The organism is Acidovorax sp. SUPP3434, assembly GCF_030159015.1.
In the GTDB taxonomy this organism is placed as follows: Bacteria; Pseudomonadota; Gammaproteobacteria; order Burkholderiales; family Burkholderiaceae_C; genus Paracidovorax.
Genome location: NZ_BQXL01000019.1, coordinates 35,339 through 51,577, shown reverse-complemented (window position 1 = coordinate 51,577; position 16,239 = coordinate 35,339). Strand labels below are relative to the sequence as shown.

General features: G+C 68.3%; 13 protein-coding genes. 10 read left to right on the top strand and 3 right to left on the bottom strand.

All coding sequences use genetic code 11. From position 1 onward, the window contains the following. Positions 1-93 precede the first annotated feature (93 nt). From AVKW3434_RS21275 to AVKW3434_RS21235, 9 genes are all read left to right on the top strand, one after another. Positions 94-2,040, top strand: a complete 1,947-nt coding sequence (locus tag AVKW3434_RS21275; protein ID WP_284407411.1) for an AMP-dependent synthetase/ligase — start codon at positions 94-96, stop codon at positions 2,038-2,040. A gap of 23 nt (positions 2,041-2,063) precedes the next feature. After that, positions 2,064-2,849, top strand: a complete 786-nt coding sequence (locus tag AVKW3434_RS21270; RefSeq protein WP_284401399.1) for an ABC transporter ATP-binding protein — start codon at positions 2,064-2,066, stop codon at positions 2,847-2,849. A 16-nt stretch (positions 2,850-2,865) separates the two neighbouring features. Then, positions 2,866-3,795, top strand: coding sequence for a branched-chain amino acid ABC transporter permease (locus tag AVKW3434_RS21265; RefSeq protein WP_284407410.1), 930 nt, complete (start codon positions 2,866-2,868; stop codon positions 3,793-3,795). Positions 3,796-3,945: 150 nt separating this feature from the next. Beyond that, complete coding sequence (locus AVKW3434_RS21260) at positions 3,946-5,022, top strand: branched-chain amino acid ABC transporter permease (RefSeq protein ID WP_284401403.1); 1,077 nt, start codon at positions 3,946-3,948, stop codon at positions 5,020-5,022. A gap of 53 nt (positions 5,023-5,075) precedes the next feature. Next, positions 5,076-6,401, top strand: coding sequence for an ABC transporter substrate-binding protein (locus tag AVKW3434_RS21255; protein WP_284401404.1), 1,326 nt, complete (start codon positions 5,076-5,078; stop codon positions 6,399-6,401). A gap of 205 nt (positions 6,402-6,606) precedes the next feature. Beyond that, positions 6,607-7,416: an ABC transporter ATP-binding protein gene (locus AVKW3434_RS21250; RefSeq protein WP_272567047.1), complete on the top strand. Its 810-nt coding sequence runs from the start codon at positions 6,607-6,609 to the stop codon at positions 7,414-7,416. 107 nt (positions 7,417-7,523) lie between these two features. Further along, entirely contained in the window at positions 7,524-8,771 is a 1,248-nt protein-coding gene (locus AVKW3434_RS21245) for a phenylacetate--CoA ligase family protein (RefSeq protein ID WP_284407409.1), read from the top strand. Between the two features lie 183 nt (positions 8,772-8,954). Beyond that, a complete protein-coding gene (locus tag AVKW3434_RS21240; protein ID WP_284401408.1) occupies positions 8,955-9,944 on the top strand; it encodes a tripartite tricarboxylate transporter substrate-binding protein in 990 nt (329 codons plus the stop codon). Between the two features lie 209 nt (positions 9,945-10,153). Beyond that, on the top strand, positions 10,154-11,212 hold the full coding sequence (locus AVKW3434_RS21235; protein WP_284407408.1) for a Bug family tripartite tricarboxylate transporter substrate binding protein: 1,059 nt from the start codon (positions 10,154-10,156) through the stop codon (positions 11,210-11,212). Between the two features lie 35 nt (positions 11,213-11,247). Here the strand turns inward: AVKW3434_RS21235 and AVKW3434_RS21230 are convergent, their stop codons facing one another. The 3 genes from AVKW3434_RS21230 to AVKW3434_RS21220 form a co-directional block, all read right to left on the bottom strand. Beyond that, positions 11,248-11,658 carry a structural protein P5 gene (locus tag AVKW3434_RS21230; protein WP_272567044.1) on the bottom strand — a complete coding sequence of 137 codons (411 nt, stop codon included), beginning with the start codon at positions 11,656-11,658 and terminating at the stop codon, positions 11,248-11,250. A 352-nt stretch (positions 11,659-12,010) separates the two neighbouring features. Next, positions 12,011-12,334 (bottom strand): DUF1840 domain-containing protein, encoded by a 324-nt coding sequence (locus tag AVKW3434_RS21225; RefSeq protein WP_284407407.1) that lies wholly within the window; start codon positions 12,332-12,334, stop codon positions 12,011-12,013. Between the two features lie 64 nt (positions 12,335-12,398). Continuing rightward, positions 12,399-13,688 carry a class I SAM-dependent methyltransferase gene (locus AVKW3434_RS21220; RefSeq protein WP_284407406.1) on the bottom strand — a complete coding sequence of 430 codons (1,290 nt, stop codon included), beginning with the start codon at positions 13,686-13,688 and terminating at the stop codon, positions 12,399-12,401. Positions 13,689-13,805: 117 nt separating this feature from the next. On the opposite strand from AVKW3434_RS21220, the gene AVKW3434_RS21215 reads away from it, so the two are divergent. Then, the gene (locus tag AVKW3434_RS21215; protein WP_284407405.1) at positions 13,806-16,235 is read left to right on the top strand and encodes a bifunctional salicylyl-CoA 5-hydroxylase/oxidoreductase; all 2,430 of its coding nucleotides are present in this window, start codon (positions 13,806-13,808) and stop codon (positions 16,233-16,235) included. Positions 16,236-16,239: the final 4 nt, after the last annotated feature.

Sequence of the window (16,239 nt, the reverse complement as noted above, 5' to 3'; positions counted from 1 at the left end):
ACGTCAAAGCGGTTCCTACCATCCGTTGCATCTCCCTTGCATGGCTGCGCGCCCCGCCAGCAGCCTCGGCGGACACCACCGGTAGGAACAGGCATGACGACCACCTTCCCCCAACTGCTGCTGCGGCACGCCGCCGAACGGCCCACCGACGCGGCGCTGCGCGAAAAGGAATACGGCATCTGGCAGACCCACACCTGGGCGGGCCTGGCCGCGATGGTGGAGACGCTGTGCGCCGGCCTGCACCAGGCCGGGCTGCAGGCGGGCGAGCACCTGGTGGTGGTCGGCGCCAACCGCCCGCGCCTGTATGCCACCATGCTCGCGGCGCAGTCGCTGGGCGCCATTCCCGTGCCGCTGTACCAGGATGCGGTGGCCGCCGAATGCATCTACCCGCTCAACAACGCCGAGGTGCGCTTTTGCGTGGTGGAAGACCAGGAGCAGGTGGACAAGCTGCTGGAGATCCGCGCGCAGTGCCCCGCCCTGTCGCACCTGTATTTCGATGACCCGCGCGGCCTGCGCAACTACAGCGAGCCGGGCCTGGCGTCGCTCGATGCGCTGGTCGAGGCCGGCACCGCCTTCGTGGCGCAGAACCCCGGCTGGTTCCGCGCGCAGATCGACCGCGTGCAGCCCGGCGACGTGGCGGCCATGTTCTTCACCTCGGGCACCACGGGCAACCCCAAGGGCGTGGTGCACACGCACGCCACCTTGCTCGACCGCGCACAGGCCGGCGCCGAGTTCGACCGCCTGACGTCCGCCGAGGAGGTGCTGGCCTACCTGCCGCCCGCGTGGATCGGGCAGAACATCTTCAGCTACTCGCAGTGGCTGGCCTGCGGCTACGTGGTGAACTGCCCCGAGTCGGCCGGCACCGTCTCCATCGACCTGAAGGAGGTCGGCCCCACCTACTACTTCGCCCCACCGCGCATCTTCGAGGGCCTGCTCACCAGCGTGATGATCCGCATGGAAGACGCGGGCGCGCTCAAGCGCAAGATGTTCCACGCCTGCATGGCGGTGGCCCGCCGCGTGGGCCCGGCGCGCATGGACGGCCAGCCCGTGGGCCTGCTGGACCGCATCAAGTACGCGCTGGGCGACCTGCTGGTCTATGGCCCGCTGCGCAACAACCTGGGCTTTTCGCGCGTGCGGGTGGCCTACACGGCCGGCGAGGCCATCGGGCCGGACCTGTTCACCTTCTACCGCTCGATCGGCATCAATTTGAAGCAGCTGTACGGCTCCACCGAGACGGCGGTGTTCGTGTGCCTGCAGCCCGACCACCAGGCGCGCGCCGACACCGTGGGCGTGCCGATCCGCGGCGTGCAGATCCAGGTGGCCGACAACGGCGAGATCCTCGTCAAGTCCGCCGGCCTGCTCAAGGAGTACTACAAGAACCCCACCGCCACGGCCGAGGTGCTCACGGCCGACGGCTGGTATCGCACGAGCGATGCGGGCTTTCTCGATGCGCACGGCCACCTCAAGATCATCGACCGCGTGAAGGACGTGGGCCGCATCCAGGGCGGCGCCAACGACGGTGCCATGTTCGCGCCCAAGTACGTGGAGAACAAGCTCAAGTTCTTTCCGTACATCAAGGAGGCCGTGGCCCTGGGCGACCGGCGCGAGAAGGTATGCGCCATGGTCAACATCGACTTCGACGCCGTGGGCAACTGGGCCGAGCGCCGCAACCTGCCCTATGCGGGCTACACCGACCTGGCGCAAAAGCCCGAGGTGTACGAGCTGATCCGCGACTGCGTGGAGAAGGTGAACGCCGACCTCGCGGGCGATGCGCTGCTGGCGGGCAGCCAGATCAGCCGCTTTCTCGTGCTGCACAAGGAGCTGGATGCCGACGACGGCGAGCTCACGCGCACCAACAAGGTCCGCCGCGGCTTCATCGCCGACAAGTACGGCACGCTGGTGGAGGCGCTGTACGCAGGCCGCACCGAACAGTTCATCGAGACGCAGGTCAAGTTCGAGGACGGCCGCACGGGCAGCGTGAGCGCCACGCTCAAGCTCGACGACGCCCGGACCTTCGCCCCGACGAAGCAGGCCGCCTGACCGCAACGCCGCAAGACCCCACCATGACCACCAAGAAGATCGGCGACGTCATCCTCGACGTCCAGAACATCAGCCTGCGGTTCGGGGGCGTGAAAGCGCTCACCGACATCTCGTTCAATGTGCGCGAGCACGAGATCCGCGCCATCATCGGCCCCAACGGCGCGGGCAAGAGCTCGATGCTCAACTGCATCAACGGCGTCTACGCGCCGCAGGACGGCTCCATCACCTTCCGGGGCAAGACGTTCTCGCACATGAACTCGCGCCAGGTGGCCGAGATGGGCGTGGCGCGAACCTTCCAGAACCTGGCGCTGTTCAAGGGCATGAGCGTGATCGACAACATCATGTCGGGGCGCAACCTCAAGATCAAGAGCAACCTGTTCCTGCAGGCGCTGCGCATCGGCCCGGCCGAGCGCGAGGAGATGCGCCACCGCGCGTTCGTCGAACGCATCATCGACTTCCTGGAGATCCAGGCCTGGCGCAAGACGCCCGTGGGCCAGCTGCCCTACGGCCTGCAAAAGCGCGTGGACCTGGGCCGGGCCCTGGCCATGGAGCCGCAGGTGCTGCTGCTGGACGAGCCCATGGCCGGCATGAACGTGGAGGAAAAGCAGGACATGTGCCGCTTCATCCTCGATGTGAACGACGAGTTCGGCACCACCATCGTGCTCATCGAGCACGACATGGGCGTGGTGATGGACATCTCCGACCGCGTGGTCGTGCTCGACTACGGCAAGAAGATCGGCGACGGCACGCCCGACGAAGTGCGCAGCAACGACGACGTGATCAGCGCCTATCTCGGCACCTCGCACTGACCGGAGAACACACACCATGGCTTTCTTTCTCGAAACCCTGATCGGCGGCCTGATGGCGGGCATGCTGTATTCGCTGGTGGCCCTGGGCTTCGTGCTGATCTACAAGGCTTCGGGCGTCTTCAACTTCGCGCAGGGCGCGATGGTGCTGTTCGCGGCGCTCGCGATGGCCCGGCTGTCCGAGTGGATTCCCCAATGGACGGGCATCGACAGCCGGCTGCTGGCCGGCATCGCGGCCTTCCTCCTGGCCGGCGCGCTCATGTTCGTGGTGGCCTGGTGCATCGAACGGCTGGTGCTGCGCCACCTCGTCAACCAGGAAGGCGCCACGCTGCTCATGGCCACGCTGGGCATCACCTACTTCCTCGAAGGCCTGGGCCAGACGATGTTCGGCAGCGACATCTACAAGATCGACATCGGCATGCCCAAGGAGCCGATCTTCGCCCTCGAATCGATGTTCGAGGGCGGCGTGCTCATCAACAAGGAAGACGTGATCGCCGCCGCCATCGCCGCGGGGCTGGTGATCCTGCTGAGCATCTTCTTTCAGAAGACCTCCACCGGCCGCGCGCTGCGCGCCGTGGCCGACGACCACCAGGCGGCGCAGTCCATCGGCATCCCGCTCAACCGCATCTGGGTGATCGTGTGGTGCGTGGCGGGCGTGGTGGCGCTGGTGGCCGGAATGATCTGGGGCAGCAAGCTGGGCGTGCAGTTCTCGCTCACCACGGTGGCGCTGCGCGCACTGCCGGTGGTGATCCTGGGCGGCCTCACCTCGGTGCCGGGGGCCATCATCGGCGGGCTGATCATCGGCGTGGGCGAGAAGCTCTCCGAGGTGTACCTGGGGCCCTTCGTGGGCGGGGGCATCGAGATCTGGTTCGCGTACGTGCTGGCGCTGGTCTTTCTACTCTTCAGGCCCCAGGGCCTGTTCGGAGAAAAAATTATTGATCGCGTATGAAGTACGCGACCAATAATTTTTCGAAGGAGGCACAACGCGCACCGCGCGTTGTCAGCGGGGCCGAAGGCGCCGCGTGGCACCGCAGGTGCGCCCCCGTGCAAAAGATCATCGATCGCGCCTGACCCATCACAAGAACACAGGAGACACGCCATGCTCTACCGCGAAAACGGCCAGTTCAAGACCAGCTACCGCGCCGACCAGCAGATCTTTCCCATCGCGCAGGACCGCATCGCCATGGTGGTGCTGCTCGCCGTGGCCTTCATCGCCGTGCCGATGCTGGCGAGCGACTATTTCTTCCGCGCCATCCTGATTCCGCTGGTCATCATGTCCATGGCCGCGCTGGGCGTGAACATCCTCGTGGGCTACTGCGGGCAGATCTCGCTGGGCTCGGGGGCCTTCATGGCCGTGGGCGCCTACGGGGCCTACAACTTCTTCGTGCGCGTGCCGGGCCTGCCGCTCATTCCGGCCATCGTGCTGGGCGGGCTGTGCGCCACGTTCTTCGGCATCCTCTTCGGGCTGCCCAGCCTGCGCGTGAAGGGGCTGTACCTGGCGGTGGCCACGCTGGCGGCGCAGTTCTTCAGCGACTGGATGTTCCTGCGCATCAAGTGGTTCACCAACAATTCCGACTCGGGCTCGGTGTCGGTCAACGGACTGCAGGTGTTCGGCTTGGCCCTGGAGAGCGCGCAGTCCAAGTACCTCTTTTGCCTCGCCCTGCTCGTGGTGGTGGCCCTGCTGGCCAAGAACCTGGTGCGCGGCGCGGTGGGCCGCGAGTGGATGGCCATCCGCGACATGGATGTGGCCGCCGCGGTGATCGGCATCCGCCCCATGTACGCCAAGCTCAGCGCCTTCGCCGTCAGCTCGTTCATCGTGGGCATGGCCGGCGCGCTGTGGGCCTTCGTGCACCTGGGCGCGTGGGAGCCCGCGGCGTTCTCGGTGGAGGTGTCGTTCCGGCTGCTGTTCATGGTGATCATCGGCGGGCTGGGATCGATCATGGGCGGCTTCTTCGGCGCGGCCTTCATCGTGGTGCTGCCCATCGTGCTCAACCAGTTCCTGCCCGCGCTGATGGGCCTGTTCGGCATCAACATCTCCACGGCCGGCGTGTCGCACGCCGAGCTGATGATCTTCGGCGCGCTCATCGTGTGGTTCCTCATCGTCGAGCCACACGGCCTGGCCAAGCTGTGGTCCACCGCCAAGCAAAAGCTGCGCCTGTGGCCCTTCCCACACTGATCCACCCGGTTCCCCCCCGCGCTTCAATCCATTCAATTTCCAAGGAGAGACAAATGAAGCTTTCGAAACTCGTGATCGCCGCCCTCGTGGCGGCAGGCAGTGTGTCCGTGGCGACCAGCGCCGTCGCGCAGGCCAAGGAGCAGTTCTTTCCGCTGCTGTCGTACCGCACGGGGCCGTATGCGCCCAACGGCGTGCCATGGGCCAACGGCAAGCAGGACTACATCAAGATGATCAACGCGCGCGACGGCGGCGTGAACGGCGTCAAGCTCACGTTCGAGGAATGCGAGACCGGCTACGCCACCGACCGCGGCGTGGAGTGCTACGAGCGCCTGAAGGGCCGCCCCGGCGTGGCGCTGTTCGATCCGCAGGCCACCGGCATCACCTTCGCGCTGACCGAGAAAGCCCCGGTGGACAAGATCCCGCTGATGACGCTGGGCTACGGCCTGTCGGTCGCGCAGGACGGCATGGCCTTCAAGTGGAACTTCCCCTTCATGGGCAGCTACTGGACGGGCGCCGACATCCTGATCCAGCACATCGGCAAGCAGGCCGGCGGGCTGGACAAGCTCAAGGGCAAGAAGATCGCGCTGGTCTACCACGACAGCCCCTTCGGCAAGGAGCCCATTCCGGTGCTGCAGGAGCGCGCCAGGATGCACGGCTTCGAGCTGCAGATGCTGCCCGTGACCGCCCCCGGCGTGGAGCAGAAGGCCACCTGGCTGCAGGTGCGCCAGAGCCGCCCCGACTACGTGCTGCTGTGGGGCTGGGGCGTGATGAACTCCACCGCCCTGAAGGAAGCGCAGGCCACGGGCTTCCCGCGCGACAAGCTCTATGGCGTGTGGTGGGCCGGCGCCGAGCCGGACGTGCGCGACGTGGGCGAAGGCGCCAAGGGCTACCACGCGCTGGCGCTGAACGGCTACGGCACGCAGTCCAAGGTGATCCAGGACATCCTGAAGAACGTGCACGACAAGGGCCAGGGCACGGGGCCGAAGGACGAAGTGGGATCGGTGCTGTACACGCGCGGCGTGATCATCCAGATGCTGGCCGTCGAGTCCGTGCGCCGCGCGCAGGAGCGCTTCGGCAAGGGCAAGGTCATGACCGGCGAGCAGGTGCGCTGGGGCATGGAGAACCTCGCGCTCGATCAGAAGAAGCTCGACGCGCTGGGATTCAACGGGATCATGCGGCCGCTGTCCACGAGTTGCTCCGACCACATGGGCTCCACCTGGTCGCGCGTGCACACCTGGGACGGCAAGAAGTGGGACTTCTCCTCCGACTGGTACCAGGCCGACGAGCAGATCCTGAAGCCCATGATCAAGGCCGGCTCCGACAAGTACCTGGCCGACAAGAAGATGACGCGGCGGGATGCGGCGGACTGCCAGAGCTAAGGACATCCCCCTGAGGCGCTGCGCGCCTTCCCCCTTCTCTCTTGGCGCTGCGCGCCGCGGGAAGGGGGACGACGCCAGCAGCCCGGCAAAGCCGGTTCTGCGGCGTCCCGCGTCGGACCGCGCCGGTTTCAAAGGCTGTGTTCACAGCCACCAATCGAAAGCGTTGCACCGCAGCGCTTTCGATTGGCACAGCGAAGGCAACACCATGGAACCCAGAAACATCGTTCTGAACGTCAACGGCATCGAGGTCATCTACAACCACGTGATCCTCGTGCTCAAGGGGGTCTCGCTGCAGGTGCCCGAGGGCGGCATCGTCGCCATCCTGGGGGGCAACGGCGCGGGCAAGACCACCACGCTGCGCGCCATCTCCAACCTGCTGCAGGGCGAGCGCGGCGCGGTCACCAAGGGCAGCATCGAGCTGCGGGGCGAGCGCATCGAGAACCTCTCGCCCGCCGACCTCGTGCAGCGCGGCGTGGTGCAGGTGATGGAGGGGCGCCACTGCTTCGCCCACCTCACCATCGAAGAGAACCTGATGACGGGCTCGTACACCCGCACCAGCCGCGCCGAGATCGCGGCCAACCTGGAGAAGGTGTATGCGTACTTCCCGCGCCTGAAGACCCGCCGCACGTCGCAGGCCGCCTACACCTCGGGCGGCGAGCAGCAGATGTGCGCCATCGGCCGCGCGCTCATGGCCAACCCCAGCATGGTGCTGCTCGACGAGCCCTCGATGGGCCTGGCGCCGCAGATCGTGGAGGAGGTCTTCAACATCGTGAAGGACCTCAACACCAAGGAAAAGGTGACCTTCCTGCTGGCCGAGCAGAACACCAACATGGCGCTCAAATACTCGGACTACGGCTACATCATGGAAAGCGGCCGCGTGGTGATGGACGGCGCGGCGAGCGACCTGGCCAACAACGAGGACGTGAAGGAGTTCTACCTGGGCGTCGGCGGCGGCGAGCGCAAGAGCTTCAAGGACGTCAAGAGCTACAAGCGCCGCAAGCGCTGGCTGGCATAGGTCCACCGCGAATCCGGCGCGCCGCGACCGCGCGGCGCAGTCCAGCCCACCGTTTGCCTGTCTCCCATCCCCAGCACGCCCAGAACGTGCACCCCGGAGGTATATCCATGAGCGTTTTCTACGACGACCTCGAAACCCGCCCGCCCGAAGCCCGCGAAAGCGCATTGATGGCCGCGCTGCCCGCGCAGGTGGCGCATGCGCAGCGGGCCTCGCCCGCGTTCGCCGGCATCCTGCAGGGCATCGATCCGGCGGGCATCGCCACGCGCCAGGCGCTGGCCACCTTGCCGGTCACGCGCAAGCACGAGTTGCTCGCGCGCCAGCAGGCCGGCCGTGCCACCAACGTGTTCGGCGGATTCAGCGCGCTGTCGTTCGGCGCCGCCATGCCGCGCGTGTTCGCCAGCCCCGGCACGCTGTACGAACCGGAGGGCACGCGGCGCGACTACTGGCGCATGGCGCGCGCCATCCACGCCGCCGGCTTTCGGCCCGGCGAGCTGATCCACAACAGCTTCAGCTACCACTTCGTGCCCGCCGGCTCGATGATGGAAACCGGCGCCCATGCGCTGGGCTGCTCGGTGTTCCCGGGCGGCACGGGCCAGACCGAGCAGCAGGTGCAGGCCATGGCCGAACTGAAACCCGCGGGCTACATCGGCACGCCGAGCTTTCTCAAGATCCTGCTGGACAAGGCGGCCGAGCTGGGCACGCCGCTGCCCAGCGTGGGCAAGGCCCTGGTCTCGGGCGAGGCGTTTCCGCCCTCGCTGCGCGACTGGCTGGCCGGGCGGGGCGTGGCCGGCTACCAGTGCTATGCCACGGCCGACCTGGGCCTGATCGCTTACGAAACCACCGCGCGCGAGGGCCTGGTGCTGGACGAGGGCGTGATCGTGGAGATCGTGCGGCCCGGCACCGGCGACCCGGTGCCCGAAGGCGAGGTGGGCGAACTGGTGGTGACCACGCTCAACCCCGACTACCCGCTGATCCGCTTCGGCACGGGCGACCTTTCGGCCGTGCTGCCCGGCGCCTGCCCCACCGGCCGCACCAACACCCGCATCCAGGGCTGGATGGGCCGCGCCGACCAGACCACCAAGGTGCGCGGCATGTTCGTGCACCCCGGCCAGGTGGCCGACATCGTGCGGCGCTTTCCGCAGGTGCTGCGCGCACGCCTGGTGGTGAGCGGCGAGATGGCCAACGACCAGATGCTCCTGCGCGTGGAGACCACCGAGACCGCCGCCGGCCTGGCCGTGCAATTGGCCGAGGCGATGCGCGAGCAGACCAAGCTGCGCGGCGAGGTCGAGATGGTGGCCCCCGGCACGCTGCCCAACGACGGCCGTGTGATCGAGGACGCACGCAGCTATCGATGAGCCCGGCAGCCGCCCACCGGATCGCCGCACCCGCTGCTCCCATATTAATAGCTTAAAAACCAATACAGACAAGCGCTGCAGGCCTATAAACCTTTAAACCCCTACACGTTACTGCTAAGTAATTACCTTGATGGCGGTGTAAAACCCCGTGGCTATCATGGCGCGTCTTTTCAAAGGAACCTCATGAAAACTACATTCAAGACCGCACTGGTGGCCGTTGCCGTGGCCGCCGCTTTCGGCGCGCAGGCGCAGGGTTTTCCCTCCAAGGACAAGACGGTCACGATCGTCGTTCCTTTCGCCGCCGGTGGCCCGACCGACCGCGTGGCACGCGATCTGGCGGAGGCCATGCGCAAGCCGCTGGGTGGGGTGAGCGTGGTGATCGACAACGCCGCGGGCGCAGGCAGCAGCATCGGCACCGCCAAGGTGGCGCGCGCCAGTGCCGACGGCTACACCCTGCTGCTCAACCACATTGCCATGGCCACCATGCCGGCGCTGTACCGCAAGCTGCCGTTCAGTGTGCCCAACGACTTCGAATACCTGGGCGTCGTGAACGACGTGCCCATGACGCTCATCGCCCGCCCCACGCTGCCCGCCAACAACTACAAGGAACTGGCCACCTGGATCGAGCAAAACAAGGGCAAGATCAACCTGGGCCATGCGGGCCTGGGCGCCGCGTCCCACCTGTGCGGCCTGCTGTACCAGAGCGCGATCAAGGTCGAGATGACCCCCGTGCCCTACAAAGGCACGGCACCCGCCATCACCGACCTGATCGGTGGCCAGATCGACCTGCTGTGCGACCAGACCACCAACACCACCTCGCAGATCGAGGCCAAGAAGGTCAAGGCCTACGCGGTCACCACGCCCAAGCGCCTCACCACGCCATCCCTCAAGGACCTGCCCACGCTGGCCGAGTCCGGCGTCAAGGACTTCCAGGTCACGATCTGGCACGGCCTGTATGCGCCCAAGGGCACGCCCGCCGACGTGCTCAAGAAGCTCAACGACGCCCTGAAGGCCGCGCTGAAGGACCCCGATTTCATCAAGAAGCAGGAAGGCCTGGGCGCCGTGGTGGCGGCGGACCAGCGCGTCGAACCCGCCGAGCACAAGAAGTTCGTGCAGGCCGAGATCGACAAGTGGGGCCCCATCATCAAGGCCGCCGGCACCTACGCCGACTGATCCGACCGACGGGCCGGGCACTGCGCCACACCCAGCGCCCGCGCATCGCCCCGACCGCCCCAGGCCTTGCGCCCCGGGCGGTTTTTTCTTGGAGCTTTCATTTTTGCGAGGCGTGGAACGCGCTCCGGCCTACGGGTCATCCCTCTGCCCGCCTCGCGCAGCGGGGCCTACAACGGGGGATTGACCGCCAGCCCCAAGGACAGATCCCCATGCGCTTTTCCGCCACCCCGTCCAAGACCCTTCGCCAGCCCCTGGTCACGCCGCGCCGCCGCGCACTGGCGCTCGCCGCCCTGCTTCTGGCCGCCGGCCTATGGAACGCCATGCCCGGCGCCCACGCCCAGTCCGGCGCGTGGCCCACCAAGCCGGTGCGCATCGTCGTGCCGTTCGCCCCCGGTGGCACCACCGACATCCTGGCGCGCGCCGTGGCGCCCGAGCTGGGCCGCGCCTTCGGCCAGCAGTTCATCGTGGACAACCGGGGCGGCGCGGGCGGCAACATCGGCGCCGAGGTGGTCGCCAAGTCGCCGGCCGACGGCTACACGCTGCTGATGGGCACGGTCGGCACGCACGGCATCAACCGCGCGCTGTACAGCAGGCTGCCGTACGACCCCATCAAGGACTTCGTGCCGATCACCCTGGTGGCGGCCGTGCCCAACGTGATGGAGATCAACGCCGACAAGGCGCGCGCGCTGGGCATCCAGTCCGTGCCCGACTTCATCCGCTACGCCAAGGCGCACCCCGGCCAGCTGAACATGGCATCGAGCGGCAACGGCACCTCGATCCACCTGGCCGGCGAGCTGTTCAAGAGCATGACCGGCACCTACATGCTGCACATGCCCTACCGCGGCTCCGGCCCCGCGCTGCTGGACCTGGTGGGCGGCAACATGGACGTGATGTTCGACAACCTGCCGTCTTCCATGGCGCAGATCAAGGCCGGCAAGCTCAAGGCCCTGGCCGTGACCAGCGCCCACCGCTCGCCCGCCCTGCCCGACGTGCCCACGGTGGAGGAAGTCGGCGGCCCGGATCTCAAGGGCTACGAGGCCAGCTCATGGTTCGGCCTGCTCGCTCCCGCCGGCACCCAGCCCGAGATCGTGGCCCGCATCCAGCAGGAAACCGCCAAGGCCCTCGCCACCCCGGCCGTCAAGGAGCGCCTGCTGGCGCAGGGCGCGATCCCCGGCGGCAACTCGCCGGCCGACTTCGCCAAACACATCGACAGCGAACACCGCAAGTGGGCCAAGGTAGTGAAGGCGTCGGGAGCGAAGGTGGACTGAATGCGGTGGCGGGGGGCACGCCCCCCAGTGAGTGCTCAGTACCCGCTGACCGCCCGGGCGATCAACCCATCCGGGTAGGGCTGCATGCCGTTTTCCAGCTGCACGATGGTGCGCATGACCGGCGGCAGGGTCGCGGCGTTCAGGCAGATGAAGGCGTGCGGGCTGATGTCCAGGCTGCCGGCGACCTGCCTTACGTAGTCGCAGGGGTCGCACTCGCCGCAGGCCGCCCAGCGGCGGATGATGCCGTCGATGGTGCACAGCTGGTACTTGGCCTGGTAGTTGCGCAGCAGCAGGGCCATGGCACGCAGGCCCCAGTACGGTTCGCAGAACACCACGAACCGGGGGTCGGCCGACTGGTCCTCGGCCATGCCGCGCCAGCCGATGTGGTCGCGCACGATGTTGCCGGGATTGTGGTTGCGGATGCCGCGCGGAACGAGGGTCAACATGAAAAGCGGTGAAAACTCAGGGTATGGTGCCCACAGTGGGCGGTGGGCCCGGGTCTCGCGTGTCGGTCGCTCGACCCCTGGCTTCGGACTCGAACTGTAGGCGCGCGGGTCCTGAAATTCACGCTTTCCATGCCGCGCTGAAGCAGGTTTCAGAACTTTTAAGGCCGGGCCCGCCCGATCGGCACCACGGGTGCCGCGCTGCGGAAATTCGAAACTTTCGCGGCTGAAAAATCCGGCATGCCGGCTTCCATCCTGGCCTTCACCCTCTTCGCCAGGATGGCCTTGCGTGCCGGGGCCGACGCCCGCGTGCCCGGCCTCATGGCGGCCTGCCGCAGCGCCGGTCCGGCCTGGTTCACCAGATCACGTCGTGCCCTTCCGCGGCGCTGCGTTGGAGCATGTCGATGATCGGCGCCGCGCGCTGGCGCAGGCGCACGGTGTCGGGGCGCTCGCCCGCATCGTCGTCCTCGCTGCCCGGCGCCTCGCCGGCATCGGACCGACCCTTGGCGTCGTCGGCTGCGACGGCGGCTTCCAGTGCCTGGAGCGCGGCGGGGATCTGCGCGGCGGTGACGATGCCGTGCGGGTCGGTGCCCTTGCCCATGATCTGCAGCAGCTGGCGGCCGTTGGCCTCCAGCATGATGACGTCGGCGGTGGCGCGGGATTTGAACTTGTACAGCATGGGTGGCGAGGGTCCTTGGTAAGGGTGGGTGGGTAGGTAGGGGTGATGGGGTGGCTTGCAGCCGTCAATGCCCGGCCGGGCCGGTGCGTGAATGCATGTAGTCGCGGGTGAAAGGATAGTCCGACTGGGTCCCGCGCAGGGCGCCGGTGGCCAGGTCGCCGTCGGGCCGCGCGGCCAGCATCTGGTGCAGGGCCATCCAGCCGCGCTCGAATCCCATGGCGCTTCCGGCCAGGTAGAGGCGGTAGGCGCGCAGGGCACGCTCGCCCTGCGGCGCGCCGACCCCAGCCGAGAGCACGCGCAGCGCTTCCTGCAGCCGCGCCTCCAGCGCGTCGGACCAGGCCCAGAGCGTGCGCGCGTAGTGCGGGCGCAGGTTCTCGGTGTCCACCATCTCCAGGCCGCTGGCCGCCAGATCGTGCAGCACGGCGCTCACGTGCAGCAGTTCGCCGCCCGGGAAGATGTACTTTTCGATGAAGTCGCCCAGGCCGGCGCCCAGCTGCGCGTTGTCCACGCCGCCCGAGGTGATGCCGTGGTTGAGCAGCAGCCCGCCGGGCCGCAAAAGCCGGCGCACGGTGGCGAAGTAATCGGGCATGTGCGCGCGGCCCACGTGCTCGAACATGCCCACCGAGGCGATGCGGTCGAACGGCGCGGGCTCGGGGTGCTGCAGTTCGCGGTAGTCGCGCAGTTCCATGCGCACGCGGCCCGACAGGCCCCGCTCGGCGATGAGGCGCGACACGTGCGCGTGCTGGTTGCGCGACAGGGTGATGCCGGTGGCGTCCTCGCCGTAGTGCTCGGCCGCCCACAGCAGCAGCCCGCCCCAGCCCGCGCCGAGGTCCAGGAAGCGCTGGCCCGGCGCGAGCCGCAGCTTGCGGCAGATGTGGTCGAGCTTGGCCTCCTGCGCCTGGGCCAGGTCCATGGCGCCGTCGCGGTAGTAGGCGCACGAATACACGCGGCGCGGGTCCAGCCACAGGGCGTAGAAGTCGTCGGACAGGTCGTAGTGGAACCGCACCTGCTGCGCATCGCGCGTGATGGTGTGCACCGCGCGCGAACGGGCGCGGGCCATCATGCGCGTCCACCACCCGGCCTGTTCGCGCGCCGGGTCGCCGTGCAGCAGGGCGGCGGCCGCCGCCACCAGGTCGCGCATGCGGCCTTCGAAGCGCACGCGCCCCTCGACGATGGCCGCGCCCAGGTCGCCCACCTCGCCCGAGAGCAGCGCCGCCAGCGAACGGCGGTCGCGGAACTGCAGCGCCACCGGGGCCTGCGCGCGGCCCAGCCGCTGCCCGCCGGGCAGTTCGAGCGACAGGTCCACCGGCAGGGATTCCAGCCGGGCTTGCAGGGCGTGCAGCAGCGGTTTCATGGCCGTCGATTCTTGAACCGCCCCAACGCCTCGTCAATGGCCGTTGTCCGACACGGGCGCGCCCGATCGGCACAGGCCCCATTGACAGTAATTCGTTTAAGCCTAAACTGTTTTCACATGAACATCCTGTGCATCGGCGGTGGTCCCGCCGGCCTTTATTTCGCCCTGCTGATGAAGCGGCAGGACCCGGCGCACCGCGTCGTGGTGGTGGAGCGCAACCGGCCGTTCGACACCTTCGGCTGGGGCGTGGTGCTGTCGGACCAGACGCTGGCCAACCTGCAGGCCGCCGATCCCGAAACCGCCGCGCAGATCGGCGACGCGTTCAACCACTGGGACGACGTGGCGGTGTTCCTGCGCGGGCGCAGCGTGCGCTCCAGCGGCCACGGCTTTTGCGGCATCGGGCGCAAGCGGCTGCTCAACATCCTGCAGGAGCGCTGCCTGGCGCTGGGCGTGGAGCTGGTGTTCGAGACCGACGTGGCCGACGACCAGGCGCTCGCCGCGCGCTACGGCGCCGACCTGGTGATCGCCAGCGACGGCCTGAACAGCCGCATCCGCACGCGCTATGCCGAGGTCTTCCAGCCCGACATCGACCTGCGCCAGTGCCGCTTCGTGTGGCTGGGCACGCACCAGAAGTTCGAGGCCTTCACCTTCGCGTTCGAAGAGACCGAGCACGGCTGGTTCCAGGCGCACGCCTACCAGTTCGACGCCGACACCTCCACCTTCATCATCGAGACGCCCGAGGCCGTGTGGCAGGCCCACGGGCTGGACCGCATGGAGCAGCCCGAGGCCATCGCCTTCTGCGAACGGCTTTTCGCGCCCTACCTGGGCGGGCATGCGCTCATCAGCAACGCCACGCACCTGCGCGGCTCGGCCAACTGGATCCGCTTTCCGCGCGTGATCTGCCGCACCTGGGTGCATCGGGAAACCATCGGCGGCAAGGCGGTGCCCATCGTGCTGATGGGCGATGCCGCGCACACCGCGCATTTCTCGATTGGCAGCGGCACCAAGCTCGCGCTGGAAGACGCCATCGACCTGGCCCAGACGCTGGCCACCGGCGCGACCCTGGAGCAGGCGCTGCACGACTACGAGGCGCGCCGCAGCGTCGAGGTGCTCAAGATCCAGAACGCCGCGCGCAACTCCACCGAGTGGTTCGAGAACGTGGCGCGCTACAGCCGGCTGCCGGTGGAGCAGTTCGCCTATTCGCTGCTCACGCGCAGCCAGCGCATCAGCCACGAGAACCTGCGCCTGCGCGACGCGCGCTGGCTGGAGGGCTACGAGGCCTGGCTGGCCCAGGCGCGCCCCACGGTCGGCGCGGCGCCGGCCCCGGCACCCGCCGGCGTGCCGGCCGACAGCGGGGCCGCGGTGCCGCCCATGCTCACGCCCTTCGCGCTGCGCGGCCTCACGCTCGATAACCGCATCGTCGTCTCGCCCATGGCCACCTACAGCGCGGTCGAGGGCGTGCCGCAGGACTTCCACCTGGTGCACCTGGGCGCCCGCGCCCTCGGCGGCGCGGCGCTGGTGATGGTGGAGATGACCAGCCCCACGCCCGACGGCCGCATCACCCCCGCCTGCACCGGGCTGTGGAACGATGCGCAGCAGGCCGCCTTCACGCGCATCGTGGATTTCGTGCACGGCAGCAGCCGCGCCAAGATCGGCCTGCAACTGGGCCACAGCGGCCCCAAGGGCTCCACGCGCGTGGGCTGGGAGGGCACGGACGAGCCCCTGCCCGAGGGCGATCCGCACGGCAACTGGCCGCTGCGCGCCGCCAGCGCCCTGCCCTACGGCCCACAGAACCAGACGCCCGCCGCGCTGACGCGCGCCGACATGGACGCGCTCACCGCCGCCTTCGTGGCCAGCGCCCGGCGTGCGGCCGCCTGCGGCTTCGACTGGCTGGAGCTGCACTGCGCGCACGGCTACCTGCTGGCCAGCTTCATCAGCCCGCTGACCAACCAGCGCACCGACGAATACGGCGGCCGCCTGGAAAACCGCTGCCGCTACCCGCTCGAGGTGTTCGCGGCGGTGCGCGCCGTGTGGCCCGCCGAGCGCCCCATGAGCGTGCGCATCTCGGCCCACGACTGGGCACCCGGCGGCACCACGCCGGACGACGCCGTGGCGATGGCGCGGTGGTTCAAGGCCGCGGGCTGCGACCTGATCGACGTCTCCTCCGGCCAGACCACGCGCGCCGCCCGGCCGGTGTACGGGCGCATGTACCAGACGCCGTTCGCCGACCGCATCCGCAACGAGGTGGAGATCGCCACCATGGCCGTGGGCGCCATCAGCGAGGCCGACCATGCCAACAGCATCATCGCCGCCGGCCGCGCCGACCTGTGCGCCCTCGCCCGCCCGCATCTGGCCGACCCGGCCTGGACGCTGCACGCCGCCGCGCAACTGGGCGAGACGGCCAGCCGCCACGTGCACTGGCCGCGCCCCTACGGCCCGGGCCGCGACCAGCTGCTGCGCGAGGCCTCCAAGCAAAAGCAGGCCCCAGCGCAATCGGTACTAGGGCATGTCGCTATTAAAACAATAGCAAACGATGCGCTGGACTGAAACG